We start from the raw sequence: 24,593 nt of genomic DNA on the forward strand, positions 1-24,593 counted from the left end.
AGCGCCGATGGTACTGCACTGGTGACGGTGTGGGAGAGTAGGACGCAGCCGGACAACCATTCACGACAACCCCGCCAGCACCCCTGGCGGGGTTGTCGCATGTCCGCATCCATTCACGGATGTAATTGGTGTCCACTAGTCTGGGCTCGTGCCTGAACTCATCCCCTCCCCGACCCGTATCCCCGTTCCCGGTGGCAAGGTCATCGACGAGCACGTCGGAGCCGTCAACACCCCTGACGCCCGCCTGCAGGCCTCGGTCTCACTAGCCCGCATGGTGGCTCCGGCCGGCTGGTCCGAGCCCTTCCAGACCCCCGACTTCGACGAGATCACGCTCGTGCTGGCCGGGACGGTGCTCGTCGACCACGACGGCGGCACCCTGGAGGTCACCGCCGGCCAGTCGGTGGTGACGCGAGGCGGCGAGCGCGTCCGTTACTCGTGCGGTCCCGAGGGCGCCGAGTACGTCGCCGTCTGTCTGCCGGCCTTCAGTCCGGACTCGGTCCATCGTGAGGAGGAGGCCGACTCCGCGGCCGGGGAGGCGTCGTGAGCTCGGACGACGTGCTGCGCGCTCCCAAGGTCCTGCTCCACGACCACCTCGACGGCGGCCTGCGCCCGCAGTCGGTCATCGAGCTCGCCGCGGACGTCGGCTACGACGCCCTCCCCGAGACCGAGGCGGCCGCCCTCGGCACGTGGTTCCGCGAGAGCGCCGACTCCGGGTCGCTCCCGCGCTACCTCGAGACCTTCGACCACACTCTCGCCGTCATGCAGACCCGGGATGGCCTGTTCCGGGTCGCGAGCGAGTGCGCGCAGGACCTGGCCGCCGACGGCGTCGTGTATGCCGAGAGCCGCTACGCGCCGGAGCAGCACCTGACCCGTGGCCTCACGCTCGAGGGGGTCGTCGAGGCCGTCAACGCCGGACTGCGTGACGGGGAGGCCGAGGCCGCGGCTGCCGGGCACCCGATCCGGGTCACCTCTCTGCTCACGGCGATGCGCCACGCCGCGAAGTCGACCGAGATCGCAGAGCTGGCGATCCGCTACCGCGACGAGGGCGTGTCCGGCTTCGACATCGCCGGCGCGGAGGCCGGCTACCCGCCCACCCGTCACCTCGATGCGTTCGAGTACCTCCGCCGCGAGAACTTCCACTTCACGATCCACGCGGGGGAGGCCTTCGGTCTGCCGTCGATCTGGGAGGCGATCCAGTGGTGCGGCGCGGACCGTCTCGGTCACGGTGTCCGCATCGTCGACGACATCACCATCGACGGCGCACCCTTCGCGCAGTGGGTCGAGGGGAACAAGGACGAGGCCGACGCGCTGACGTCGCTCGAGCTGGACCGGGTGCGTCTGGGGCGCCTGTCGGCCTACGTGCGCGACAAGCGCATCCCCCTCGAGATGTGCCCGAGCAGCAACCTGCAGACCTCCGCGGCGCCGTCGATCGCGCTGCACCCGATCACGCTGCTGCGTCGCCTGCGCTTCCGCGTCACGCTCAACACCGACAACCGGCTCATGAGCGACACGTCGATGAGCAAGGAGGCGGCCCTGCTGCGCGACGAGGCCGGCTGGACCCTCGAGGACCTGCGTTGGGTGACGATCAACGCCATGAAGTCGGCCTTCATCCCCTTCGACGAGCGTCTGGCACTCATCGACGACGTCATCAAGCCCGGCTACGCAGCCCTCGGCTACCAGGCCCCGCCCATCGCCTGAGAGCGTCCGTACCTCGCCCGGTTCGAGGTGATCGTGACGCCCCCTGGGGGCGCGCGATCACCTCGAACCGGCTGTTGGCGTCAGGGACAGAGAGGTCAGTCGTCCGCGAGCGCGGCGTCGACGGCGGCCTCGACGTGCAGGCGCGTCGTCGGGAAGACCGGTACGTCCGCGTCGGACTGGTCGACGAGCAGCTCGATCTCGGTGCAGCCGAGGATGACGCCCTCGGCTCCGGCCGCGACGAGCCGGGCGATGACCTGCCGGTAGGCCTGCCGGGACTCCTCGGTCACCACGCCGAGGCACAGCTCCTCGTAGATGATGCGGTGCACCACGGCGCGGTCGTCGCCGTCGGGCACGAGCACCGTCAGCCCGTGATCGGCGAGCCGCTCGCGCAGGAAGCGCTGCTCCATCGTGTAGGACGTCGCGAGCAGCCCGACGCGCCCCAGACCCGCGGCACGCACGGCCCGGCCCGTCACGTCGCCGATGTGCAGCAGGGGGATCGAGACGGCGGCCTCGATGGCGGGAGCGACCTTGTGCATCGTGTTGGTGCACAGCACGAGCAGCTCGGCGCAGCCGGCCTCGAGTCCCGCGGCCGCCGTCGCGAGCAGCGCCCCGGCCTCGTCCCAGCGGTCCTCGGCCTGGAGCCGCTCGACCTCGGCGAAGTCGACGGAGTGCAGCAGCAGGCGCGCCGAGGCGAGCCCGCCCAGGCGCTCACGGACCAGCTCGTTGGCGAGCCGGTAGTACTCCGCGCTCGACTCCCAGCTCATCCCACCGAGGAGGCCGACGAGTCTCACGTCGAGGTGCCGACCCCGAGCAGGGCGCCGAGCTCGGACTCCGCCTCGCGCGGATGCAGGCAGCGGGCGCCGTCGGCCCGCGCCTGCGCGATGACCCGCGGCTCGTCTCGCCAGAGGGTGAGCCCGCGGCGCACGAGGATGTGCGGCGGCTTGCGACGCTCGGAGAGGTCGCGCACGAAGCGACGCAGGGCCGTGAGGGTGCGGTTCTGTCTCACGCAGAGGGCGTCGGCGAGCAGGCCCTCGCGACGGAGCGGCTCGACGAGGCGTCCCGCGAAGAGCCCCTCGGCCAGGACGAAGTCGGTGGGGAGTGCGTCCACGACGTGCCGACCCGTCACCGCGGAGGCGCCGATGTCGTAGACGGGCACCTCGACGCGCCCCTCGTCGACGAGCGTCCGCAGGGCGTCGACGGCCGCCCCCGCGTCCCACGAGTCGGCGTGGTCCCAGTCGGGGATGCCCAGGGGGGAGCGGGGCAGCCGAGGGTCGCTCGCCTCGCGGTAGAAGTCGTCGAGGCGGACGACCGGCCACCCGTGGGTGGCACTCAGCCGGGCCGAGAGCCGGCTCTTGCCGGCGCCGCTCGGTCCGGTGAGGAGGATGACCCGGCGACGGTCACGACTGGTCGCACGGGCCGCGGGCGCTCCGACGGGGTCCACCACGGGGTCCACTACGGGGTCCACCACGGGCTGCCCCGCCGGCTGATCGCCCGCGGTGCCGCCCGAGCGGTGGTCGACCGCCGCCACGTCGCCCTCCTCAACCGATCCAGGGACCTGGTCAGAGACCCTTGGGGTGCCAGACGGTCTTCGTCTCGACGAAGGCCCGGATGCGACCGAGGCCCGGGTCGGCGTTCCAGTCGGGCTCGACCGGAGCACCGTCGGCCAGAGTCGGGCGGTAGACGCGCTTGAGGTTGCCGGCGGCCTCCGCCTCGAGGGCAGCCCAGTCGACGCCCTCAGCGCCGGCGACGCCGGTGAGGTCGATGGCGTTGACGTCACGGTGTGCGGCCAGCCACGTCGCGACCTCGGCGGTCTGGGCCGTGACGATGTTGACGACGCCACCGGGCACGTCGGACGTCGCGAGCACCTCGCTGAACGTCACGGCGGGCAGCGGTCGAGCAGCCGACGACACGACGACGGCGGTGTTGCCCGACGCGATGACCGGGGCGACGACCGACACGAGACCGAGCAGCGAGGAGCCCTGCGGTGCAAGGACGCCCACGACACCCGTCGGCTCCGGCGCCGACACGTTGAAGAACGGCCCGGCGACGGGGTTGAGGTTGCCGAGCACCTGGGCGATCTTGTCGGTCCATCCGGCGTACCAGACGAGGCGGTCGACGGCGGCGTCGACGACGGCGCCCGCCGCGCGGACCGACAGGCCCTCGCTCGCGGCGACCTCCTCGACGAACTGGGCGCGGCGGCCCTCGAGCACCTCGGCGACGCGGTAGAGCACCTGGCCGCGGTTGTACGCGGTCGCTCCGGACCACTTGGCCAGCGCCCCTCGCGCCGCCACGACGGCGTCGCGGACGTCCTTGCGCGATCCCATCGCCGCGTTGGCGAGGAACTCGCCCGAGGCCGAGACGACCTCGTAGGAGCGACCGGACTCGCTGCGCGGGAACGCGCCGCCGATGTAGAGCTTGTAGGTCTTGCGCACGTCGAGGCGGCTCATCGGGCGGCTCCCGTCAGGGTCGAAGGGGCGGTGGTGACGTAGGCCTCGAGGCCGTGGCGGCCACCTTCGCGGCCGTAGCCCGACTCCTTGTAGCCACCGAACGGCGAGGTCGGGTCGAAGCGGTTGAAGGTGTTGGCCCAGACGACGCCGGCCTTGAGCTGGTCGGCCATCCAGAGGATGCGCGAGCCCTTCTCGGTCCAGACGCCGGCCGACAGGCCGTACGCGGAGTTGTTGGCCTTGGCGACCGCCTCCTGAGGCGTGCGGAAGGTCAGCACCGACAGGACCGGTCCGAAGATCTCCTCGGTCGCGACGCGGTGCGTCTGCGAGACACCGGTGAGCACCGTCGGCGGGAACCAGTAGCCCTTGGTGGGCAGCGTGCACTCGGGGCTCCAGCGCTCGGCGCCCTGCGCCACGCCGGCCTCGACGAGCGAGGTGATGCGGTCGAGCTGCGCCTGGGAGTTGATCGCTCCGAGGTCGCTGTTCTTGTCCATCGGGTCACCGACCCGCAGCGTGCCGAGGCGGCGCTTGAGCTTGGCGACGACCTGGTCGTGGACGTTCTCCTGGACCAGCAGGCGCGACCCGGCGCAGCAGACCTGACCCTGGTTGAAGAAGATGCCGTTGACGATGCCCTCGACGGCCTGGTCGAGGGGCGCGTCGTCGAAGACGATGTTGGCGGCCTTCCCGCCGAGCTCGAGCGTCGCCTTCTTCGACGTGCCGGCGATGGACCGCGCGATCGCCTTGCCGACGTCGGTCGAGCCGGTGAACGCGATCTTGTCGACGTCGGGGTGCTCGACGAGCGCCTGTCCGGTGCGGCCGTCACCCGTGATGATGTTGACGACACCGGCGGGCAGCTCGGCCTGCTGGCACACCTCGGCGAAGAGCAGTGCGCTCAGCGGGGTGGTCTCGGCGGGCTTGAGCACGACGGTGTTGCCCGTCGCGAGGGCGGGCGCGATCTTCCACGCGAGCATGAGCAGCGGGAAGTTCCACGGGATGACCTGCCCCACCACGCCGTGCGGGCGCGGCACGTCCGCGCCCGAGGCGGACAGGCCGGCATACTCCAGCTTGTCGGCCCAGCCCGCGTGGTAGAAGAAGTGCGCCGCGGCGACCGGCACGTCGACGTCGCGCGTCTCCTTGATCGGCTTGCCGTTGTCGAGCGTCTCGAGGACGGCGAACTCGCGGGCCCGCTCCTGCAGGATGCGGGCGATGCGGAAGAGGTACTTGCCGCGCTCGGCTCCGCTCATCCGGCCCCAGACGCCCTCGTAGGCTCGACGGGCCGCGGCGACGGCCTTGTCGACGTCCTTGGGGCCGGCCTGGCTCACCTCGGCGAGGACCGTCTCGTCGGCGGGGTTGACGGTGGGGAAGGTCGCCTTGGGGCGCGTGAAGACGCCGTCGATGAACAGACCGTAGGACTTCTCGATCGTGACGATGGCGCGCGACTCCGGCGCTGGGGCGTACTCGAACTTCGGCATCAGGGTGTCTTTCGTGGGCGCTGTCGTGTGAGGCGCGGTGGGTCAGTCAGGCAGTCACCGTCAGTCGATCGTCACGTAGTCGGCGCCGGAGTAGGCGCCCGTGGCGAGCTTCTGACGCTGGAGGATGAGGTCGTTGAGCAGGCTCGAGGCGCCGAAGCGGAACCACTCGGGCGCCAGCCAGTCGTCGCCGGCGATCTCGCTGACCATGACGAGGTACTTGATGGCGTCCTTGGTCGTCTTGATGCCACCGGCCGGCTTGACCCCGACCTGGCTGCCGGTGAGGTCGCGCCAGTCGCGCACGGCCTCGAGCATGATGAGCGTGACGGGCAGGGTGGCGGCGGGCTGCACCTTGCCCGTGGAGGTCTTGATGAAGTCACCGCCCGCGAGCATCGAGAGGTAGGAGGCCCGGCGGACGTTGTCGTAGGTGACGAGCTCGCCCGTCTCCATGATGACCTTGAGGTGCGCCGTGCCGCAGGCCTGCTTGACCTCGGCGATCTGGTTGAAGACGGTGAGGTAGTCACCCGAGAGGAACGCGCCGCGGTCGATGACCATGTCGATCTCGTCGGCGCCGGCCTCGACGGCGTCGCGGGTGTCGGCCAGCTTGACCGGCATGCTCGCCCGCCCGGAGGGAAAGGCCGTCGCCACCGCGGCGACGTGGATGCCGCTGTCGCCGAGTGCCGCCTTCGCGGTCGCGACCATGTCGCCGTAGACGCAGATCGCGGCGGGACGTGGCGTCGTCGGGTCGAGCGGGTCGGGCACGAGGGCCTTGGCGCACAGGGACCGGACCTTGCCGACGGTGTCGGAGCCCTCGAGGGTCGTCAGGTCGATCATCCCGATGGCGGTGTCGATGGCCCAGGCCTTGCTCGTGGTCTTGATCGAGCGGGTGCCGAGCGAGGCCGCACGCGCCTCGCAGCCGACCTGGTCGACCCCGGGTAGGCCGTGCAGCCACGAGGTGAGGGCGTGGTTCGTCAGACGCGACACCCCGAGGACGTCCCGCGCCTGCGCGGTGAGGTCCTGCGCGGTGTGCGTCGTGGTGCTAACTGTCACCACGGGAGTCTATCCACCTATCGAGACGGCCCGTGACGCGTGAGAGAGTCTGTCCGTGAGCCCCGACGTGTCCCCGCTGCCCTCCGACTCACCCGCGGAGGAGCGTCCCGAGGGCGTCGCCCTGCGCGACGCCCGCACGCTCCGACCCGGCTCGTCGGTCACCGTCGGCGTCATCGGCGCAGCGGCGGGCCTCGCCCTGCTCGTCCCCGGCGTGCTGACCGAGCCGCGCAGCTGGACCCTCATCTCGAGCGTGGTGCTCGCGCTCGTGCTGCTGTGGCTCTTCGTCGTGCGTCCGTGCGTCGTCATCCACGCCGAGGGGATCCGGCTCGTCAACCCGCTGCGGGTCGTCGACGTCACGTGGCCGGCCATCAGCGAGGTCAGGTCACGCTGGGCGCTCGAGATCGTCGCGGACGGTCGCCGCTACACCGCGTGGGGCGTGCCGGCCGACCCGGGGCGTCCGAGGTACGGCCGCGGCATGCTGACCGTGGGCGCCAACAAGGTGCGGGGCAAGAGGACCACCGAGGAGCCGACGAAGTCGAAGGTCGAGGCGCAGGCCGTCGCGGCCGAGGTCGAGGCCCGGATGAGTGCCGATCGCAAGCGCAAGGACGGCCGGACGCCACGCATCGCGCACCAGGTCTGGGACCCCGCGTCCGTCGGCCTGCTTCTCGTCGGCCTCGCCTTCTTCGTCATCGGCACGTTCGTCGTCTGACGGAGCCGACTCTGAGGGGGCCGACTCCGGCGCCGCCCATCCTGACGGGCCCACGTGACCCGGCCCCACGCGTACGCCGTCGATGGCGTACGCGTGGAGCGGCGTCACAGGGAGGTGAGGCGTTCCAGGTCGGCCCGGACCCGGGCGAGGCGGGTCTCGGCGACCGCCCGCGACTCCCCGAGGGATGCCGGACCGGCCACCGGCTCGATGACCTCGAGGTAGACCTTCACCTTGGGCTCGGTGCCGCTCGGGCGCACGATGACCCGCGAGCGGTCCGCGAGGAGGTAGCGCAGGCCCTCGGTCGGGGGCAGCCCGCCGTCGCCCTCGGCCAGGTCGTCGACGCGGACGACGTCGATGCCGGCCACCGTGGTGGGCGGCTCGGCGCGCAGGCGGCCCATCAGGGTGTCGGTCTGGGCGAGGTCCGAGACGCGCACCGAGAACGAGTCGGTCGCGTGGACGCCGTGCTCGATCGCGAGGTCGTCGAGCAGGTCGATGAGGGTGCGCCCCTGCGCCTTGAGGCCTGCCGCGAGCTCGGCGAGCAGGAGGGCGGCGCTGACGCCGTCCTTGTCGCGGACGAGCTGCGGGGCGACGCAGTAGCCCAGCGCCTCCTCGTAGCCGTAGCGCAGCCGGTCGACGCGGGAGATCCACTTGAAGCCGGTCAGCGTCTCCTCGTGGGCGAGTCCGGCCGCCTTGGCGATCGAGGCGAGCAGCCGCGAGGACACGATGGAGTTGGCGAAGACGTCGCGGCGCGAGACACCGCGCTGCACGATGTGCGCGCCGAGCAGTGCCCCCACCTCGTCGCCGCGCAGCATCCGCCAGTCGCCGAGCGCCGGGTCGAGCACGGCTGCGGCGCAGCGGTCGGCGTCGGGGTCGTTGGCGATGACGAGGTCGCAGCCGACGGTGCGCGCACGAGCGAGCGCAAGGTCGATCGCTCCCTTCTCCTCGGGGTTCGGGAAGGCGACGGTCGGGAAGTCCGGGTCGGGCACGGCCTGCTCGTCGACGACGACGGGGGCCGTGAAGCCCGCCTGGACGAAGGCCGTGTGCACCGTGCCGTGGCCGACGCCGTGCAGGCTCGTGTGGACGATGCGCAGGTCGCGCGGTGACTGCGGGTCGACGACGCTGACGACGGCGTCGACGTAGTCCTCGAGGAGGTTGTCGCCCAGCGTCTCCCAGCCCTCGGACACGCGGGGCACGTCGGCCACCCGCTCGACGCGACCGATGTGGGCGGCGATCTGGGCGTCGGCCGGCGGCACGATCTGGCTGCCGTCGCCGAGGTAGACCTTGTAGCCGTTGTCCTGAGGCGGGTTGTGGCTCGCCGTCACCATGACGCCGGCATCGGCACCGAGGTGGCGGATCGCGAACGCGAGGACGGGCGTCGGCAGGGGCTGGGGCAGCAGCAGCGCGCGACCGCCGGCCCCTACGACGACCGCGGCCGTGTCGCGGGCGAAGACGTCGGAGTTGTAGCGGGCGTCGTAGCCGACGACGACGGTCGGCGCCTCGCCTGCGCGCCCCTCGTCCTTGAGGTATGCCGTGAGGCCGGCTGCCGCACGGATGACGACGCTGCGGTTCATCCGGTTGGGGCCGGCACCGAGGGCCCCGCGCAGGCCGGCGGTCCCGAACTCGAGCAGGCCCGACATGCGGTCGGCGAGGTCGGCGGCGGCCTCCGCGTCTCCCGCTGCGGCCCGCCCGAGGACGGTGTCGAGCTCGTCACGCGTCGTCGGGTCGGGGTCGTCGTCGCGCCAGGCGCGCGCCGCGGCATACAGCGTCCCGGTCGTGTCGAGGGTCGTCATCAGAGACGCCCCACGACCGCTGCGAGCAGGCGGCCGCACCGTTCGGCGGCGGCCTCGCCGGCCTCGAGCACCTCCGCGTGGCTCAGCGGCTGGTCCGAGATGCCCGCGGCGAGGTTGGTGACGAGCGAGATGCCGAGGACGTCGAGCCCGGCCTGACGCGCGGCGATCGCCTCGAGGCTCGTCGACATGCCGACGAGGTCGCCGCCGATGACCTTGGCCATCTGCACCTCGGCCGGGGTCTCGTAGTGGGGGCCGCGGAACTGGACGTAGACGCCCTCTTCGAGGTCGGGGTCTACCTCGCGGGCGAGGTCGCGCAGCCGCGGGGTGTAGAGGTCGGTGAGGTCGACGAAGTTCGCCCCCTCGATGGGGGAGTGCGCGGTGAGGTTGATGTGGTCGCGGATGAGGACCGGGGTGCCGGGCGCCCAGTCCGGGTTGAGGCCGCCGCACCCGTTGGTCAGGACGATCGTCGAGCAGCCCGCGGCCTTCGCGGTGCGCACGCCGTGGACGACCGCCCGCACGCCGCGTCCCTCGTAGAAGTGGGTGCGGGTCCCGAAGACGAGGGCCCGACGGCCGGTGTCGCCGATGGCGACCGAGCGCATGCTGCCGGAGTGGCCGGCGACGGCGGCCTTGTGGAAGCCGGGGACGTCGGCGTTGTCGACGGTCGCGAGCGTCTCACCGATGAGGTCGGCGGTCTGGCCCCAGCCCGAGCCGAGCACGAGTGCGACGTCGTGGTGGTCGACGCCGGTGCGCTCGGCGATGACGGCGGCGGCGTCGGCGGCGACGTCGAAGGGGTCGGTGGAGGGGTCGCTGAGATCGCGGTGGGAACTGGTCACGCTCAGGACTCTAGCGAGGTCGGCGCGGCGCAGGAACCGGCCCTGCGGGTCGGCCGGGACTCCCCGCGAAGGGCCCGAGCCCCGTCGGACGGGGGCCCGTCCGGAGGATGGTTGGATGGTCCCGTGATCACGCGCGAGACATCCGTTGTCATCATCGGCGGCGGCCCGGGGGGCTACGAGGCAGCCCTCGTCGCGGCCCAGCTGGGGGCGCAGGTCACGATCGTCGAGAAGGACGGCCTCGGCGGCGCGGCCGTGCTCACCGACTGCGTTCCCAGCAAGGCCCTCATCGCGACCGCCGACTACATGTCCGACTTCGAGACGGCCTCGCGTCTCGGCGTGCGGTTGCAGGACGACGACGGTGACGAGGTGTCCGACGCCGTCGCCCAGGCGCAGACCGTGAACGACCGGATCCTCGCGCTCGCCGCCGCCCAGAGCGCCGACATCCAGGGAAGCCTCGAACAGGTCGGCGTCACGGTCCTGCGCGGCACCGCCCGGATTGCCGGGCGCGAGCGCGTCGTCGCCGATCTCGCCGACGGCACGACGCGGGAGCTCTCCGCCCACGTCGTCCTCGTCGCCACCGGCGCAGCGCCCCGCGTCATGGACACGATGCGGCCCGACGGCGAGCGCATCCTCACCTGGCAGCAGATCTACTCCCTCGAGGAGCTTCCCCAGCGCATCATCGTCATCGGCTCCGGCGTCACCGGCGCCGAGCTCGCCCAGGCCTACCTCGGCCTCGGCTCCCAGGTCGTCCTCGTCTCCTCCCGTGAGCGGGTGCTGCCCGGCGAGGACGCCGACGCCGCCACCGTCATCGAGGACGTCTTCCGCAAGCGCGGCATGGAGGTCATGGGCACCTCGCGTGCGGCCTCGGTCGAGCGCACCGCCGACGGCGTCGTCGTGACCCTCGTCGACGGCCGCACGGTCGAGGGCTCGCACGCGCTGCTCGCCGTCGGGTCCGTGCCCAACACCGCGGGTCTCGGCCTCGAGGAGGCCGGCGTCGAGCTCAGCCCCTCCGGACACGTCCAGGTCGACCGCGTCTCCCGCACGAGCGTCGGCGGCGTCTACGCGGCGGGCGACTGTACCGGGGTGCTGCCCCTTGCGTCGGTCGCGGCCATGCAGGGACGCATCGCCATGTGGCACGCGCTCGGCGACGCCGTGTCACCGCTCAACGTGCGAGGTGTCGCCGCCAACATCTTCACCGAGCCCGAGATCGCGACGGTCGGCATCAGCCAGAACGCCGCCGACGAGTCGCCCGAGGTCGAGTCGATCACCCTGCCGCTCGCCCGCAACCCGCGCGCCAAGATGCAGGGCATCAGCGACGGCTTCGTCAAGCTCTTCTGCCGCAAGGGCTACGGCACGGTGCTCGGCGGGGTCGTCGTCGCGCCGAAGGCCTCCGAGCTGATCTACCCCGTGGCCCTGGCCGTGCAGAACCGGCTCAGCGTCGACCAGGTGTCGAGCACCATCACGGTCTACCCCTCGCTCTCCGGCTCGATCGCCGAGGCGGCGCGCCAGCTGCACCAGTCCGACTGACCGCCGCTCACGGACCACGCGCGACGACGGCCCGGGAGTCTCCGTCGCGACGGGACCCGGGCGGACGGCATACGTCGTCGGTGGGTCAGCTCTGCTCGTCGTCCGGCGCCGGACGGTCTCCCGGCTCGGGCTGGTGCCCGGTCAGCCGTTCCTCCTCGGCCCAGCGCTCGCGTCGCCGACGCGAGACCACCTCGCGCAGCTTCTTCTGCAGCGGGTAGAGGATCGCTGCCACGACGATGAGGATGACGAGGTTCGCCACGGGGAAGGCTGTCTGGTCGGCAGTGGCACTGGGGAGGGTCGCAAACACACGTGCAGTGTGCCAGAGGCGTAGCGTCGGGACGGTGGTGGCGTCGTCGCCGCGTCAGGAAGGCCGCCCGGGCCGCGGGCCGGACCTTCCTGAGCAGGTCGGACCGTGGAGGCACACGCAGTGAGCGACTGGATCCAGAAGGCCAAGGACTTCGTCAAGGGTCATCCCGAGCAGGCCCAGCAAGGTCTCGACAAGGCCGAGGAGCTCATCAACGAGCGCACCGGCGGGAAGTACGCAGACCAGGTCGACCAGGGCACCGACACGCTCAAGGAGGGCTTGGGGCTGCCGCCCGACGCGGAGGGTACGCAGCCGCCCGGCGCGCCCGGCGCGCCTGGCTCGCCTGAACCGCCGGCCCCGCCAGCGCCGGCTCCGAGCCCCGCCCCGGCTCCGACCCCGCCGCCTGCGCCCACACCGGAACCCGCTCCCACACCGGAACCCACCCCGGAACCCACCCCCACCCCGGAACCCACCCCCACCCCGGAACCCGGTCCGGGACCTGGCGAGCCGAGGCCCCCGGTCGACCCGACCGACCCGGCCCCCGTCGACCCCCACCTGCCCGGCGGACCCGGACCGTCGGAGATCCCGCCCGCGGGTGAGCCTGCGGGCGAGCAGGACCTGCCCGGCGTCCCCGACCCCAACCTCCCCGGATCGGGCGAGGGCGACATCACCCTCGGCGACCCGCCCGCCAGGCAGGGCTGACGCGAGCGCCGCTCACCCGCGCACGCACGAGGGCCGACCTGCCACGCGGCAGGTCGGCCCTCGTCGTCGTCAGGACTCGGCGCTCAGGCCTCGATGACGTCCGCGATCTCGGCGAGCACGGCGCCCGACGTGACGGTCTCGCCGACCTTCGCGGTGAGGCCGGAGACGACGCCGGCCTTGTGGGCGGTGATGGGCTGCTCCATCTTCATCGCCTCGAGGACGATGACGAGGTCACCCGCGGCGACGGTCGCGCCCTCCTCGACGGCGATCTTGACGATGGTGCCCTGCATCGGGGCGGTGAGCGAGTCGCCGGAGGCGGCGCCACCGGACTTGCCACCGCCGGACCTTTTGGGCGCCTTCTTCTTCGCCGCGGACGCACTCCCGCCGCCACCGAGCGAGAGGCCGCCCGGGAGGGTGACCTCGAGGCGCTTGCCGCCGACCTCGACGACGACGGTCTGGCGCTCCTCCGCCTCGGCCGTGTCGCCTGCGTTACCGGGCCCACCGGCATACGCCTCGATGGTGTTGTCGAACTCCGTCTCGATCCAGCGGGTGTGGATCGTGAAGGGCGTGCCGTCGGCCGGTGCGAAGGCCGGGTCGGCGACGACCGCGCGGTGGAACGGCACGACGGTCGGCATGCCCTCGATGGTGAGCTCGGCCAGGGCCCGGCGGGATCGCTCGATGGCCTGCTCGCGCGTGCGGCCGGTGATGACGAGCTTGGCGATCATGGAGTCGAACGCGCCGGCGACGGTGTCGCCCTCGACGATGCCGGCGTCCCAGCGCACACCCGGGCCCTGCGGCACGACCATGCGGCTGACGGTGCCGGGCGCGGGCAGGAAGCCCCGGCCGGCGTCCTCGCCGTTGATGCGGAACTCGATCGAGTGGGCGTGCGGCTCGGGGTCGCCGTAGTCGAGGGACTCGCCGTTCGCGATCCGGAACTGCTCGCGCACGAGGTCGATGCCGGTGACCTCCTCGGTCACGGGGTGCTCGACCTGCAGGCGGGTGTTGACCTCGAGGAAGCTGATGTCGCCGGCCGGGCCGACGAGGAACTCGCACGTGCCGGCGCCGACGTAGCCGGCCTCCTTGAGGATCGCCTTGCTCGCGCGGAGCAGCTCGGTGTGCTGCGCCTCGGACAGGAACGGCGCGGGCGCCTCCTCGACGAGCTTCTGGTTGCGGCGCTGGAGCGAGCAGTCGCGGGTCGAGACGACGACGACGTTGCCGTGCTGGTCGGCGAGGCACTGGGTCTCGACGTGGCGCGGGTGGTCGAGGAAGCGCTCGACGAAGCACTCGCCGCGGCCGAAGGCCGTCACGGCCTCGCGCACGGCCGAGTCGTAGAGGTCGGGGATCTCCTCCATCGCGCGGGCGACCTTGAGGCCGCGGCCGCCGCCGCCGTAGGCCGCCTTGATCGCGACCGGCAGGCCGTGCTCCCTGGCGAACTCGACGACCTCGTCGGCCCCGGAGACAGGGTCCTTCGTGCCGGGCACGAGCGGGGCGCCGGCCTTCGTCGCGATGTGGCGCGCCTTGACCTTGTCGCCGAGGGAGTCGATGGCCTGGGGCCCGGGGCCGATCCAGACGAGCCCGGCGTCGATGACGGCCTGGGCGAACGACGCGTTCTCGGCGAGGAAGCCGTAGCCGGGGTGGACCGCGTCGGCCCCGGACTGACGGGCGACGTCGATCAGCTTCTCCTGGACGAGGTAGCTCTCGCCGGGGGTCGAGCCCCCGAGGGCGTACGCCTCGTCGGCGACCTTGACGTGCAGGGCATCCCGGTCCGGGTCGGCGTAGACCGCGACCGAGGCGATCCCGCTGTCCGCGCACGCCCGCGCGATGCGGACGGCGATCTCACCACGGTTTGCGATCAGTACCTTGCTGATGGGTGCCATGGATCGGACTCTATCGGGCTGACGTCACGTCAATTCGGCGTCCTCCGGCGTATTCCCGGTCGTCTCGGAGTGAGGTCGCGCACACCGTCTCCGTCCGCCCCGACCTAGCGTGGACGGCATGACGACACACGAGTCCGCCCCGACCATCGACCTCGGCCACGCCTCCACCCCCGGCCTGACGATCCCGCAGATCGGCTTCGGCGTCTGGGAGGTGCCGGACGCCGCCGTCGACGCCGCGTTCGCGCAGGCCCTCGACGACGGCTACCGCCACATCGACACCGCGCGGATCTACGGCAACGAGGAGGGCGTCGGCCGGGTCCTCGCCCGCGAGGACGTCGACCGCGACAGCGTCTTCGTCACGACGAAGGTCTGGAACGACGACCACACCGACGTGCCCGCCGCCTTCGACGCGTCGATGCAGCGCCTGGGCATCGACGTCCTCGACCTCTACCTCATCCACTGGCCGGCGCCGCAGCAGGACGCCTACGTCGACGCCTGGCGCGCGATGCTCGAGCTCCAGCGCGAGGGCCGGGTCCGCTCGGTCGGTGTCTGCAACTTCCAGGTGCCCCACCTGCAGCGCCTGCTCGACGAGACCGGCGTCCTGCCGTCGGTCAACCAGATCGAGCTGAGCCCGTACCTCCAGCAGCGTGAGCTGCGCGCCTTCCACGCCGAGCAGGGCATCGTCACCGAGGCCTGGAGCCCGCTGGCCGTGCGCGCCGGTCTGCTCGCCGACCCCGTCGTCGTCGACCTCGCCGGGAAGCACTCGGTGACGCCGGCGCAACTCGTGCTGCGCTGGCACGTCGAGCTCGGCAACGTCGTGCTGACGCGGTCGGTGACCCCCGCCCGCATCACGGAGAACGTCGAGATCTTCGGCTTCCACCTCGGCGACGACGACCTCGAGGCACTGGCCGGGCTCGACCGGGGCACGCGCACGGGACCGGACCCGGACACCTTCGGCTGACCCGGCCCTGGCCGGGGCCGAGCCACTAGATTGGGGGACATGGGACTGTTCTCGCGCAAGGGCAAGGACGAGACCGACGAGCCTGTGGGCGTCGAGCCTGCCACGGGCGAGGACCCGGACGACGGGCTCGGCCCCGACTTCACCGGACGCCCGGTCGCCGTACCGCTCGGCGACGAGGAACGTGCCCGGCTGGCCTCGGCGCTCGAGCGCGCCGCCGCTGAGGGGGTGGACGTCGACGACCTCGTGTCGATCGGCGCCCACTACGACGTGGCATACCGGCGTTGGGCCGACGAGGGTGGCTCGGGGGAGGGGCCCGACGTCGTCGTCGAGACCTATGCCGTGGCCATCGGGGAGCACCTCGCACGCCACAGCGCCCGTGAGTGGGCCGTCGTCACCGACGTCTTCGGCACCGACCTCGGCCTCGTGGCGGCACGCGCCGACACCGTCGTCGTGCCACACAACCTCGTCGGAGCACGTTGGATGCGCGGCGAGACCGGCTGGGTCCCCGGCGTCGTGTCCCACCTCGTCGGCATCCGCCCGCGGTCCCGCTGAGGCGGCCCCTAGGATCGGCGGCATGGACAGTGCCGCCCAGGGAGGGCCCGACCGACGCAGCAAGCGCGACCTGGAGGAGGGGATCCAGCGCGACTTCACGCGCAAGATGTCCTACGGCGACTACCTCCGGCTCGACACCCTGCTCAGCGCGCAGCAGCCGCTGAGCGAGCCGCCCCAGCACGACGAGCTGCTCTTCATCATCCAGCACCAGACCTCGGAGCTGTGGCTCAAGCTTCTCATCCACGAGCTCCGTTCTGCCAGAAGCCTGCTCAGGGACGACGAGCTGGCGCCGGCGCTCAAGAGGCTCGCCCGGGTCAAGCACATCCAGCACACGCTGACCGACCAGTGGTCGGTGCTCGCGACCCTGACACCGAGCGAGTACGCCGAGATCCGGCCCTTTCTCGCCACGAGCTCGGGCTTCCAGTCGGCGCAGTACCGAGAGGTCGAGTTCCTCCTCGGCAACAAGAACGCCGACATGGTGGCGGTCTTCTCTCACGACGAGGGCGCGCGCTCGGCACTCGACGCGCTGCTGCACGAACCGAGCCTCTACGACGAGTTCCTCGCCTACCTCGCACGACGGGGGTATGCCGTCCCGGCAGCCTTGCTCGACCGTGACTGGACCCAGCCCTACCGGCACGACGAGGGGCTCGTCGACGTCTTCGCGGCCGTCTACGCCCAGCCCAACGAGCACTGGGGCGTCTACGAGACGTGCGAGGAGCTCGTCGACCTCGAGGACAACTTCCAGCAGTGGCGCTTCCGGCACCTGCAGGTCGTGCAGCGCACGATCGGGCAGAAGACCGGCACCGGCGGCTCGACGGGCGTCGACTTCCTGCGGCGCGCTCTCGACCTCACGTTCTTCCCCGAGCTCTACGAGGTGCGCACCCGCATCGGGGGCTGACGCCGCGGCGGCGACCCTCGCTCGCGGGCCCGTCACCTAGACCCGCTCAACCCACCCCGGCCATCCGTCTCACGGGGCTCCTCGTCCGTCTCGACGGGGAGCGCGAGTCGGCTGCGGACCCTGAGGGTGCGCGCCTCGCACTGGCAGGGGCACTCGGAGATGCACAGCTCCTCGAAGCAGGCGTCCAGGCAGTCGCATTCGACGTCGGCCACGGGTGGTGCGTCGACGCGGGGCTGGCGTCCTCGCATCAGCCGACGCCGGAGCGCGAGCGCCGGTTCGGTCGGGTGGTCGGTCGGGCGTCCACGATGCGGTGTGGCCTCGGCCAGCTCGTCACGCGCGGCGCGATGTCGGAACCAGCCCCGGGCCTCGGGGCGGTCGTAGCGCGGGAAGGCCCAGCGTTCGAACGGCACCTCGTCGGGCGGGGCGACGTCGAGGTGGGCCGGGAACCGTCGCCCTTGGTTGTCCCGAACGGTGTCGACCGGGACGGGCAAGACCTCGTTCCCGTCGCCGTCGACGACGGCGAGACGGAGCCCGGCCGTGCTCAGGATCTCCTCGAAGAGCCGAACGGGCGGCACCGCGGCGTTCGTCTCGTACCGGCCGATCGTGCTCGGGGAGACGCCCACCAGCGCGGCCAGGTCGCGCTGGCTGAGGTCACCCAGCCGTCGGACCCGCACGACGTAGCGCGCGATCTCGTCTCGTGCCTGCTCATCCGTGGAACCGGTGCTCATGGAGGTGATCCTCAGGGCGCGCACCGACACATCGCGGGTCTGCGCCGTCGCCTGTCCACAGGCGGCATCATCACGCCAGGGGGTGTGGACCGACCTCTACGTCACTGCCCCGTCCCGCGGAGCACTGACCGAGCCAGATCGGAGGGCTTCCGCGCAGGCCCGCCCTCAGCGGGTGCGTCACTGCTCCGTCAGGTGGGGCAGTGACGTAGCCGTGGAGGTGGGCTCCTGGGGGGGAGGTGTCCGCTCGCTACGTCAGTGCTCCGTCAGGTGGGGCAGTGACGTAGCCGTGGGGGTGGGCTCCTGGGGGCGAGGGGTCCCCACGCTACGTCTGTGCTCCGTCAGGTGGGGCAGTGACGTGGCGAACGACGGGTTCGGGTGCTCAGGCGGCGGTCTTGGCGCGGACCTGGCGTTTGATGCGGCCGAGCATGGCCACCATGCCGCGCATGCGCAGGGGTGACACGGCCTCGGCGAGACCGAAGCGCATCGGGGCGTCGTCGGGGACGGCCAGCACCTCGGCGGCCGAGAGGCCGTCGAGGCCCTCGTGCAGGATGCCGGCGAAGCCGCGGGTAGTCGGGGCCTCGGCAGGTGCGTCGAAGAAGAGGCTGACGAGCCGGTCCTCGAGGGAGGTGCCGTCGGCGACCTCGACGGTGAGGAAGAGCGGCGACTGGCACTCGTCGACCCGCTCGAGCTGGTCGAGGTGACCGGCATACCGCTCGGGCAGACCCGGCAGCTCGTCGCTGAACTCGAGCAGCAGCTGCAGCTTGAGGTCGTTGCTCGCCGAGCGGAAGTCCTCGGCGATCTCGGCCAGGGAGGTCGGTAGCGGGGTGTCACTCACGAGAGGCTCCTGTCTCGCGTCGGGGTCACTTCTCGATCGGCACGCGCACGGCGTTGCCCCACTCGGTCCACGATCCGTCGTAGTTGCGCACGGCCTCGAAGCCGAGCAGGTGCGTCAGCACGAACCACGTGTGCGACGAGCGCTCGCCGATGCGGCAGTACGCGACGACGTCGTCGGACGGCGTCAGGCCCTGCTCCTCGAGGTAGATCGCCTCGAGGTCCTCGCGCGACTTGAACGAGCCGTCCTCGGCCGCAGCGCGGGCCCACGGCACCGACTTCGCGCCGGGGATGTGTCCGCCGCGCATCGCCCCCTCCTGGGGGTAGTCGGGCATGTGGAGCAGCTCACCGGAGTACTCGCCGGGGGAGCGGACGTCGACGAGCGGCTTGCCGAGGTGCGCGAGCACCTCGTCCTTGAAGGCGCGGATCGGAGCGTCGTCACGCTCGGCGACGGGGTAGTCCACGGCTGTCGGCGCCGTGACGTCACGCGTCAGCTCACGGCCCTCGGCGACCCACTTCGCGCGGCCACCGTCCAGCAGCCGGACGTCCTCGTGGCCGAAGAGGCTGAAGACCCAGAGGGCGTAGGCCGCCCACCAGTTGCTCTTGTCGCCGTAGATGACGACGGTCGTGCCGCGGCTGATGCCGCGCTGACCCATCACCTCGGCGAACCGGGCGCCGTCGACGTAGTCGCGCGCCACCGGGTCGTTGAGGTCGACGTGCCAGTCGATCTTGAGCGCTCCCGGGATGTGGCCGGTCTCGTAGAGCAGCACGTCCTCGTCGGACTCGAGCAGCACGATGCCGTCCGGGCCGCCGATGCTGCCGGCCGAGACCTGCGCCGCGAGCCACTCGGTCGTGACGAGTCGCTCGGGGTGGGCGTAGGCGGAGATCTTCGTGTCTTCAGCGCTCATGGTCCCATCGTGTCACGCGGGCTCCGGCCACTCACACGTGGTCGAGGCGCCCGAGGTCGTCGCGGCACCGGCGCTCGAACTCGCCCAGCTCGGCGATGGCGTCCTGCACGTCCCGTAGCCGCTGCTCGAGGTCGGCGCGGCGCTCGTCGATCTGGTCCAGGACGTACTCGAGCTGGGTGCGACGGCCGCGCGGGGCGTCGAAGAGGTCGATGATCGTGCGGATCTCCTCGAGCGGGAAACCGAGCCGCTTGCCGCGCAGGATCAGGCCGAGACGCGTGCGGTCGCGGCGGTGGTAGACGCGCTGCGTGCCACGACGCTCGGGGGAGATGAGCCCGAGGTCCTCGTAGTGGCGCACCGTCCGGTGGGTGACGTCGAACGCCCCGGCCACCTGGGCGATGGTCCACGTCTCCCCGGTCCGCGAGGACCGGTGCATGGTCGAGGTGTCACTTGTCATGGGGTCGATAGTGCTTTACGTTTACGTCAACGTCAAGCACGCGTCACGAGCGCGTGATGGCCGCCACCCCTTCAGGAGAACAGCGATGTTCGAGCTCAGCCAGGACCACGAGGACTTCCGGATGGTCGTCCGCGACTTCGCCGAGAAGGAGGTCGCGCCTCACATCGCCAAGTGGGACGCCGCCGCGCACTTCCCGACCGACCTCGTGCCGAAGATGGGCGACCTCGGGCTGTTCGGCCTCGTCGTGCCGGAGGAGTACGGCGGCGCGGGCGAGTCCGGCGACTTCACGAGCCTCTGCGTCGCCATCGAGGAGCTCGGCCGTGTCGACCAGTCGATCGGCATCACGCTGTCGGCGGGCGTGGGCCTCGGCATCAACCCGATCCTCACCTACGGCACCGAGGAGCAGAAGCAGCGCTTCCTGCCCGACCTCGTCGCCGGCCGCGCCCTCGCCGGCTTCGGCCTCACCGAGCCCGAGGCCGGCTCCGACGCCGGTGCGACCCGTACGCGAGCCGTCCGCGACGGCGACGAGTGGGTCGTCAACGGCGCCAAGGCCTTCATCACGAACTCCGGCACCGACATCACGTCCGTCGTCACCGTGACCGCACGCACGGGCACGAACGAGGACGGGTCGCCGCAGATCTCGGCGATCATGGTGCCCGCCGGCACCCGGGGTTTCGTCGTCGAGCCGGCGTACCACAAGCTCGGGTGGCACGTCTCGGACACCCACGGCCTCACGTTCGAGGACTGCCACGTCCCTGCCGACCACCTCCTCGGCGAGGAGGGGGAGGGTTTCAAGCAGTTCCTCAAGACCCTCGACGACGGCCGCATCGCCATCTCGGCGCTCGCCGTCGGGTGCGCACAGGCCTGTCTCGAGCTCGCCACCGACTACGCGAAGACCCGTGTCGCCTTCGGCCGCCCGATCGGTGTCAACCAGGGCGTCTCCTTCCAGCTCGCCGATCTCGCGGTCATGGTCGAGGGCGCCCGGCTGCTCACCTACAAGGCGGCCTGGCTCAAGGATGAGCTCCACGCCGGCAAGCGCTCCGTCAAGGAGGTCAAGCAGGCTGCCGCCATCGCCAAGCTCTACTCGACCGAGGCCGCCGTCACGGCCACCCGGATCGCGACGCAGGTCTTCGGCGGCAACGGCTTCATGGAGGAGTACCCCGTGGCCCGCTTCTACCGCGACGCCAAGATCCTCGAGATCGGCGAGGGCACGTCCGAGGTCCAGCGCATGCTCATCGCCCGGGGGATGGGGCTGCCGGCATGACCGAGACCGCACCGAGCCCCACCTCCGGCGCCACGTCGAGCCCCGACCCGCACGCCGACCCGCGCGTCGCCGACGTCCGGGCCCGTCTGGCGGCCGCCCACACGGCGTCGGCCAGCGCGCCGGAGAAGGCCCAGGCCAAGCTCGATGCGCAGGGCAAGATCTACGTCCGCGACCGCATCGCCCTGCTCTTCGACGAGGGCTCGTTCGTGGAGGACGGCCGCTACGCCAACGCGCTGCAACCGGGTCTCCCGGCCGACGGCGTCGTCACGGGACGCGGCACCGTCGACGGACGACCGGCGATCGTCATCGCCAACGACCCGACGGTCAAGGCCGGATCCTGGGGCGCACGGACCGTCGAGAAGATCGTCCGCGCCACCGAGATGGCACTGCGCGAGGAGCTGCCGGTCTTCTGGTTCGTCGACTCAGCGGGCGCCCGGATCACCGACCAGGTCGAGATGTTTCCCGGCCGCCGCGGCGCCGGGCGCATCTTCCACAACCAGGTGGCGCTCTCGGGCAAGGTGCCCCAGATCTGCTGCCTCTTCGGTCCGAGTGCCGCAGGTGGCGCCTACATCCCCAGCTTCTGCGACCTCATCATCATGGTCGAGGGCAATGCGTCGATGTACCTCGGCAGCCCGCGCATGGCCGAGATGGTCGTCGGCGAGAAGGTCTCCCTCGAGGAGATGGGCGGCGCCCGGATGCACTGCACGGTCTCCGGTGTGGGTGACCTGCTAGCCCACGACGACGCCGAGGCCATCGAGCTGGCCAAGCTCTACTTCTCCTACGTCCCCGGCAGCTGGCGCGACCACCCGCCCACGTATGCCGCTGAGGAGCCCGCGACGCCGCTGACCCGCGCGACCGTGCCCGAGCGGGAGTCGGTGCCGTTCGACGTCCACGAGGTGATCGACGGGCTCGTCGACGACGACTCCTTCTTCGAGCTCAAGCCCCTCTGGGCCGGCGAGCTCGTCATCGGCTTCGGCCGTCTCGAGGGACAGACCGTCGGCATCGTCGCCAACAACTCGATGGTCAAGGGCGGCGTGCTCTTCACCGACAGCGCCGACAAGGCCGCGCGTTTCATCTGGCTGTGCGACGCCTTCAACATCCCGCTCGTCTACCTCGCCGACGTCCCCGGCTTCATGATCGGCTCCGACGTCGAGCGCGGCGGCATCATCCGCCACGGCGCCAAGATGGTCAGCGCCGTCTCGTCCGCGACCGTGCCGCAGTTCTGCGTCGTCGTCCGCAAGGCCTACGGCGCAGGGCTCTACGCCATGGGTGGACCCGGTTTCGGACCGGACGCGACGATCGCGCTCCCGACCGCGCGCATCGCGGTGATGGGGCCGGAGGCTGCCGTCAACGCCGTCTACGCGAACAAGATCGCCGAGATCGCCGACCCGGACGAACAGGCACGATTCGTGGCAGACCGCCGCCGGGAGTACGAAGAGGACGTCGACATCGAGCGTCTCGCGGCCGATCTGGTCCTCGACTCCATCATCGAGGCGGACGAGCTGCGCTCGGACCTCGTGCACCGACTGGCTTATGCTTCCCGGCGTGACCGTCACTTCAGCGAGCGCCGACGCTCCGTCCCGCCGGTCTGAACCGCGCCTCGGTCACAGGCTCGAGCACCCCGACCGGGACCTCGAGCGGAATCAATCGTTCTGGCGCCGCTTCCCGGTCTGGTTCCCGTTCGCGGTCTTCGCGATCTCGCGTCTCTTCGTCTGGGTCTCCGCGACCTACCTCTCGCGCTACCAGATCCCGCTGCCCATCGGCACGGCCAACATCCGCATCTTCTACCCCTCGCCCGCGGACCCCGGCTACGCGGCGGTCATGACGGGCTGGGACGGCCAGTGGTACCGCGTCATCGCCGAGCAGGGCTACCCCGCGGTGCTGCCCCGGGTCGGCTGGGGCGGCATCGACATGAACCCGTGGGCCTTCTTCCCGGTGTTCCCGATGACGGCCGGGCTCATCATGAAGGTCACCGGCCTGTCCTTCGCCGTCGTCGCGCCGACGCTCTCGATCGTCATCGGCTTCGCCGCCATGCACGTGCTCTTCAAGCTCGTCGACCAGGCCGTGGGTCGCTGGGAGGCGATCGTCGCCGTCGTCGCCACGTGCTTCTTCATCGCGTCGCCGGCCTTCTCCGCCTCGTACACCGAGTCGACGGCCCTGCTGGGGGTCGTCACCGTCCTGTGGCTGCTCCGCAAGCGGCAGTACGGGTGGGTGGCTCTGGCGCTCCTCGTCCTGTCCCTGAGCCGCAACGTCGTCATCGCGATGGTGCCCGTCATCATCGCCCACGCGGTCGTCCGCTGGCGCCAGGGTGACGAGGGCGAGCACCCCGTGCGCCTGCGCGTCGGGTTGGCGGCGCTCGCGGCATACGCCGGGGCCTTGACATTCCTGTGGCCGACGATCGTCACGATCGCGACCGACACACCCAACGCGTACAACGACACGATGCTCGCCTGGAACATCGAGACGAAGATCAAGCTCTACCTCTGGTGGAACCTGCTCTACGACTACTGGGGGGTCGTCGGGCAGGTCGCGGGCGTGATCGGCATCGCGGGGTTCACGTGGTTCATGCTGACGAAGAACGCGTGGCGCTGGGGCCCTGAGATCTGGGGCTGGGCCGGCGCCTACCCGGCCTACATCATCCTCGTGACGAGCACGACGCCCAGCCGGGTGCGCTACGCACTGCTGGCCTTCCCGATGACGCTCATCATCGCGTGGTTCCTCAAGCTGCGCTGGTGGCGACGCTATCGATACTGGCTTCTCGGGCTCATCGTCGTCATCGGCGCCGCCCAGATGTGGTGGTGGACCGAGCACTACCTCGTCATCGAGAACCTCACCGACGACCTCTACCCCTGACCGTCGACCCCGCCGACGACGTCGAACCACTCGATGCCGGCGTCGGCCAGCAGGTCGCGGAGCAGCGGCAGGGACAGGCCGACGACGTTGTGGTGGTCGCCCTCGACGGCCGTGACGAACGCGCCGCCGAGCCCGTCGATGGTGAAGGCCCCGGCGACCGTGAGCGGCTCGCCGGTCGCGACGTAGGCTTCGATCTCCTCCTGGGAGAGCTTCGCGAAGTGGACGGTCGTGGACGCCGTCGCGCCCAGGGTGGGGCCGCCGCTGCCGCGCTCGTCGACGAGCCAGTGGCCCGTGTGCAGCACCCCTGACCGGCCCCGCATCCGGCGCCACCGGGACACGGCCTCGGCGGCGTCACCGGGCTTGCCGTGGACCTCCCCGTCGAGCTCGAGCACCGAGTCGCAGCCGAGCACGACCACCCCGGCGTCGACCCGGGCCGCGACGTCCTCCGCCTTGGCCCGCGCGAGGAGCAGCGCGATGTCGGCGGGTTCGAGCGGGCCGTAGCGGTCGGTCGCTTCGGCGACGGTGAGGTCCTCGTCGACCTCGCTCACCACGACGACCGGCTCGATGCCCGCGGAGCGGAGCGTCGCGTGGCGGGCCGGCGACGCGGAGGCGAGGACGAGCTGGACGGCGGGCACGTCGGGGAGGGGGCTCGGCGGCATGACGCCATGGTAGGCGGCACGCCCGCCGGTGGGACGCCGACGGCGCCGCCCAGTGGGAGCGGCGCCGTGGGTCGTACGCGTG

25 protein-coding genes are annotated in these 24,593 nt (G+C 71.4%); 11 read left to right on the plus strand and 14 right to left on the minus strand.

The genetic code is table 11. The features are described 5' to 3' along the window. Nucleotides 1–148: 148 nt before the first annotated feature. Nucleotides 149–544 (plus strand): cupin, encoded by a 396-nt coding sequence (locus NR112_RS19630; protein WP_256795977.1) that lies wholly within the window; start codon nucleotides 149–151, stop codon nucleotides 542–544. Continuing rightward, nucleotides 541–1,698 carry an adenosine deaminase gene (locus tag NR112_RS19635; protein WP_256795978.1) on the plus strand — a complete coding sequence of 386 codons (1,158 nt, stop codon included), beginning with the start codon at nucleotides 541–543 and terminating at the stop codon, nucleotides 1,696–1,698. The genes NR112_RS19630 and NR112_RS19635 overlap by 4 nt, the downstream gene beginning before the upstream one ends. 95 nt (nucleotides 1,699–1,793) lie before the next feature. On the opposite strand, the gene NR112_RS19640 is transcribed toward NR112_RS19635, so the two are convergent. The 5 genes from NR112_RS19640 to deoC all read right to left on the minus strand — a co-directional run bounded on the left by NR112_RS19640 (nucleotide 1,794) and on the right by deoC (nucleotide 6,661). Further along, entirely contained in the window at nucleotides 1,794–2,489 is a 696-nt protein-coding gene (locus NR112_RS19640) for an aspartate/glutamate racemase family protein (RefSeq protein ID WP_256795979.1), read from the minus strand. Next, nucleotides 2,486–3,142, minus strand: coding sequence for a uridine kinase (locus NR112_RS19645; RefSeq protein WP_256795980.1), 657 nt, complete (start codon nucleotides 3,140–3,142; stop codon nucleotides 2,486–2,488). The genes NR112_RS19640 and NR112_RS19645 overlap by 4 nt, the downstream gene beginning before the upstream one ends. A 115-nt stretch (nucleotides 3,143–3,257) precedes the next feature. Further along, nucleotides 3,258–4,145, minus strand: a complete 888-nt coding sequence (locus NR112_RS19650; protein ID WP_256795981.1) for an aldehyde dehydrogenase family protein — start codon at nucleotides 4,143–4,145, stop codon at nucleotides 3,258–3,260. Then, complete coding sequence (locus NR112_RS19655; RefSeq protein WP_256795982.1) at nucleotides 4,142–5,614, minus strand: aldehyde dehydrogenase family protein; 1,473 nt, start codon at nucleotides 5,612–5,614, stop codon at nucleotides 4,142–4,144. Before NR112_RS19655 ends, NR112_RS19650 begins: the two co-directional genes overlap by 4 nt. A gap of 60 nt (nucleotides 5,615–5,674) precedes the next feature. Continuing rightward, nucleotides 5,675–6,661, minus strand: coding sequence for a deoxyribose-phosphate aldolase (gene deoC, locus NR112_RS19660; RefSeq protein ID WP_374513251.1), 987 nt, complete (start codon nucleotides 6,659–6,661; stop codon nucleotides 5,675–5,677). Between the two features lie 55 nt (nucleotides 6,662–6,716). Between deoC and NR112_RS19665 the strand changes: the two genes are divergently transcribed. After that, nucleotides 6,717–7,370: a PH domain-containing protein gene (locus tag NR112_RS19665; RefSeq protein ID WP_256795984.1), complete on the plus strand. Its 654-nt coding sequence runs from the start codon at nucleotides 6,717–6,719 to the stop codon at nucleotides 7,368–7,370. Between the two features lie 104 nt (nucleotides 7,371–7,474). Here NR112_RS19665 and NR112_RS19670 read toward each other — a convergent pair whose 3' ends face one another. Together NR112_RS19670 and NR112_RS19675 are read right to left on the minus strand one after the other, a co-directional pair. Next, nucleotides 7,475–9,160: a phospho-sugar mutase gene (locus NR112_RS19670; RefSeq protein ID WP_256795985.1), complete on the minus strand. Its 1,686-nt coding sequence runs from the start codon at nucleotides 9,158–9,160 to the stop codon at nucleotides 7,475–7,477. Continuing rightward, a complete protein-coding gene (locus tag NR112_RS19675) occupies nucleotides 9,160–9,993 on the minus strand; it encodes a purine-nucleoside phosphorylase (protein ID WP_256795986.1) in 834 nt (277 codons plus the stop codon). Before NR112_RS19675 ends, NR112_RS19670 begins: the two co-directional genes overlap by 1 nt. A gap of 123 nt (nucleotides 9,994–10,116) precedes the next feature. Between NR112_RS19675 and NR112_RS19680 the strand changes: the two genes are divergently transcribed. Then, on the plus strand, nucleotides 10,117–11,520 hold the full coding sequence (locus tag NR112_RS19680; protein ID WP_256795987.1) for an NAD(P)H-quinone dehydrogenase: 1,404 nt from the start codon (nucleotides 10,117–10,119) through the stop codon (nucleotides 11,518–11,520). Between the two features lie 85 nt (nucleotides 11,521–11,605). On the opposite strand, the gene NR112_RS19685 is transcribed toward NR112_RS19680, so the two are convergent. Further along, complete coding sequence (locus tag NR112_RS19685) at nucleotides 11,606–11,827, minus strand: hypothetical protein (RefSeq protein WP_256795988.1); 222 nt, start codon at nucleotides 11,825–11,827, stop codon at nucleotides 11,606–11,608. Nucleotides 11,828–11,947: 120 nt separating this feature from the next. On the opposite strand from NR112_RS19685, the gene NR112_RS19690 reads away from it, so the two are divergent. After that, nucleotides 11,948–12,526, plus strand: a complete 579-nt coding sequence (locus tag NR112_RS19690) for an antitoxin (RefSeq protein ID WP_256795989.1) — start codon at nucleotides 11,948–11,950, stop codon at nucleotides 12,524–12,526. A gap of 83 nt (nucleotides 12,527–12,609) precedes the next feature. On the opposite strand, the gene NR112_RS19695 is transcribed toward NR112_RS19690, so the two are convergent. Then, nucleotides 12,610–14,403: a biotin carboxylase N-terminal domain-containing protein gene (locus NR112_RS19695; protein WP_256795990.1), complete on the minus strand. Its 1,794-nt coding sequence runs from the start codon at nucleotides 14,401–14,403 to the stop codon at nucleotides 12,610–12,612. 118 nt (nucleotides 14,404–14,521) lie between these two features. On the opposite strand from NR112_RS19695, the gene NR112_RS19700 reads away from it, so the two are divergent. The 3 genes from NR112_RS19700 to kynA are packed head-to-tail and all read left to right on the plus strand — an operon-like array spanning nucleotide 14,522 to nucleotide 16,814. After that, nucleotides 14,522–15,364, plus strand: coding sequence for an aldo/keto reductase (locus NR112_RS19700; protein WP_256795991.1), 843 nt, complete (start codon nucleotides 14,522–14,524; stop codon nucleotides 15,362–15,364). 39 nt (nucleotides 15,365–15,403) lie between these two features. Further along, nucleotides 15,404–15,916 (plus strand): DUF3806 domain-containing protein, encoded by a 513-nt coding sequence (locus NR112_RS19705; protein WP_256795992.1) that lies wholly within the window; start codon nucleotides 15,404–15,406, stop codon nucleotides 15,914–15,916. Nucleotides 15,917–15,938: 22 nt separating this feature from the next. Further along, a complete protein-coding gene (gene kynA, locus NR112_RS19710; protein WP_256795993.1) occupies nucleotides 15,939–16,814 on the plus strand; it encodes a tryptophan 2,3-dioxygenase in 876 nt (291 codons plus the stop codon). Nucleotides 16,815–16,846: 32 nt separating this feature from the next. On the opposite strand, the gene NR112_RS19715 is transcribed toward kynA, so the two are convergent. From NR112_RS19715 to NR112_RS19730, 4 genes are all read right to left on the minus strand, one after another. Then, nucleotides 16,847–17,542: a helix-turn-helix domain-containing protein gene (locus tag NR112_RS19715; RefSeq protein WP_256795994.1), complete on the minus strand. Its 696-nt coding sequence runs from the start codon at nucleotides 17,540–17,542 to the stop codon at nucleotides 16,847–16,849. Nucleotides 17,543–17,921: 379 nt separating this feature from the next. Beyond that, nucleotides 17,922–18,377, minus strand: coding sequence for a SufE family protein (locus NR112_RS19720; RefSeq protein WP_256795995.1), 456 nt, complete (start codon nucleotides 18,375–18,377; stop codon nucleotides 17,922–17,924). Between the two features lie 25 nt (nucleotides 18,378–18,402). Beyond that, a complete protein-coding gene (locus NR112_RS19725) occupies nucleotides 18,403–19,281 on the minus strand; it encodes a sulfurtransferase (protein ID WP_256795996.1) in 879 nt (292 codons plus the stop codon). Between the two features lie 31 nt (nucleotides 19,282–19,312). After that, nucleotides 19,313–19,735, minus strand: a complete 423-nt coding sequence (locus tag NR112_RS19730; protein ID WP_256795997.1) for a MerR family DNA-binding transcriptional regulator — start codon at nucleotides 19,733–19,735, stop codon at nucleotides 19,313–19,315. An 85-nt stretch (nucleotides 19,736–19,820) separates the two neighbouring features. Between NR112_RS19730 and NR112_RS19735 the strand changes: the two genes are divergently transcribed. The 3 genes from NR112_RS19735 to NR112_RS19745 are packed head-to-tail and all read left to right on the plus strand — an operon-like array spanning nucleotide 19,821 to nucleotide 23,852. Beyond that, on the plus strand, nucleotides 19,821–20,999 hold the full coding sequence (locus NR112_RS19735) for an acyl-CoA dehydrogenase family protein (RefSeq protein ID WP_256795998.1): 1,179 nt from the start codon (nucleotides 19,821–19,823) through the stop codon (nucleotides 20,997–20,999). Continuing rightward, nucleotides 20,996–22,591, plus strand: coding sequence for an acyl-CoA carboxylase subunit beta (locus tag NR112_RS19740; RefSeq protein WP_256795999.1), 1,596 nt, complete (start codon nucleotides 20,996–20,998; stop codon nucleotides 22,589–22,591). Before NR112_RS19735 ends, NR112_RS19740 begins: the two co-directional genes overlap by 4 nt. Continuing rightward, a complete protein-coding gene (locus tag NR112_RS19745; protein WP_256796000.1) occupies nucleotides 22,545–23,852 on the plus strand; it encodes a hypothetical protein in 1,308 nt (435 codons plus the stop codon). Before NR112_RS19740 ends, NR112_RS19745 begins: the two co-directional genes overlap by 47 nt. Here the strand turns inward: NR112_RS19745 and NR112_RS19750 are convergent. Continuing rightward, nucleotides 23,843–24,511, minus strand: a complete 669-nt coding sequence (locus tag NR112_RS19750; RefSeq protein ID WP_256796001.1) for a nucleoside triphosphate pyrophosphatase — start codon at nucleotides 24,509–24,511, stop codon at nucleotides 23,843–23,845. The genes NR112_RS19745 and NR112_RS19750 overlap by 10 nt on opposite strands. Nucleotides 24,512–24,593: the final 82 nt, after the last annotated feature.

The organism is Terrabacter sp. Ter38 (assembly GCF_024519435.1).
In the GTDB taxonomy this organism is placed as follows: Bacteria; Actinomycetota; Actinomycetes; order Actinomycetales; family Dermatophilaceae; genus Terrabacter.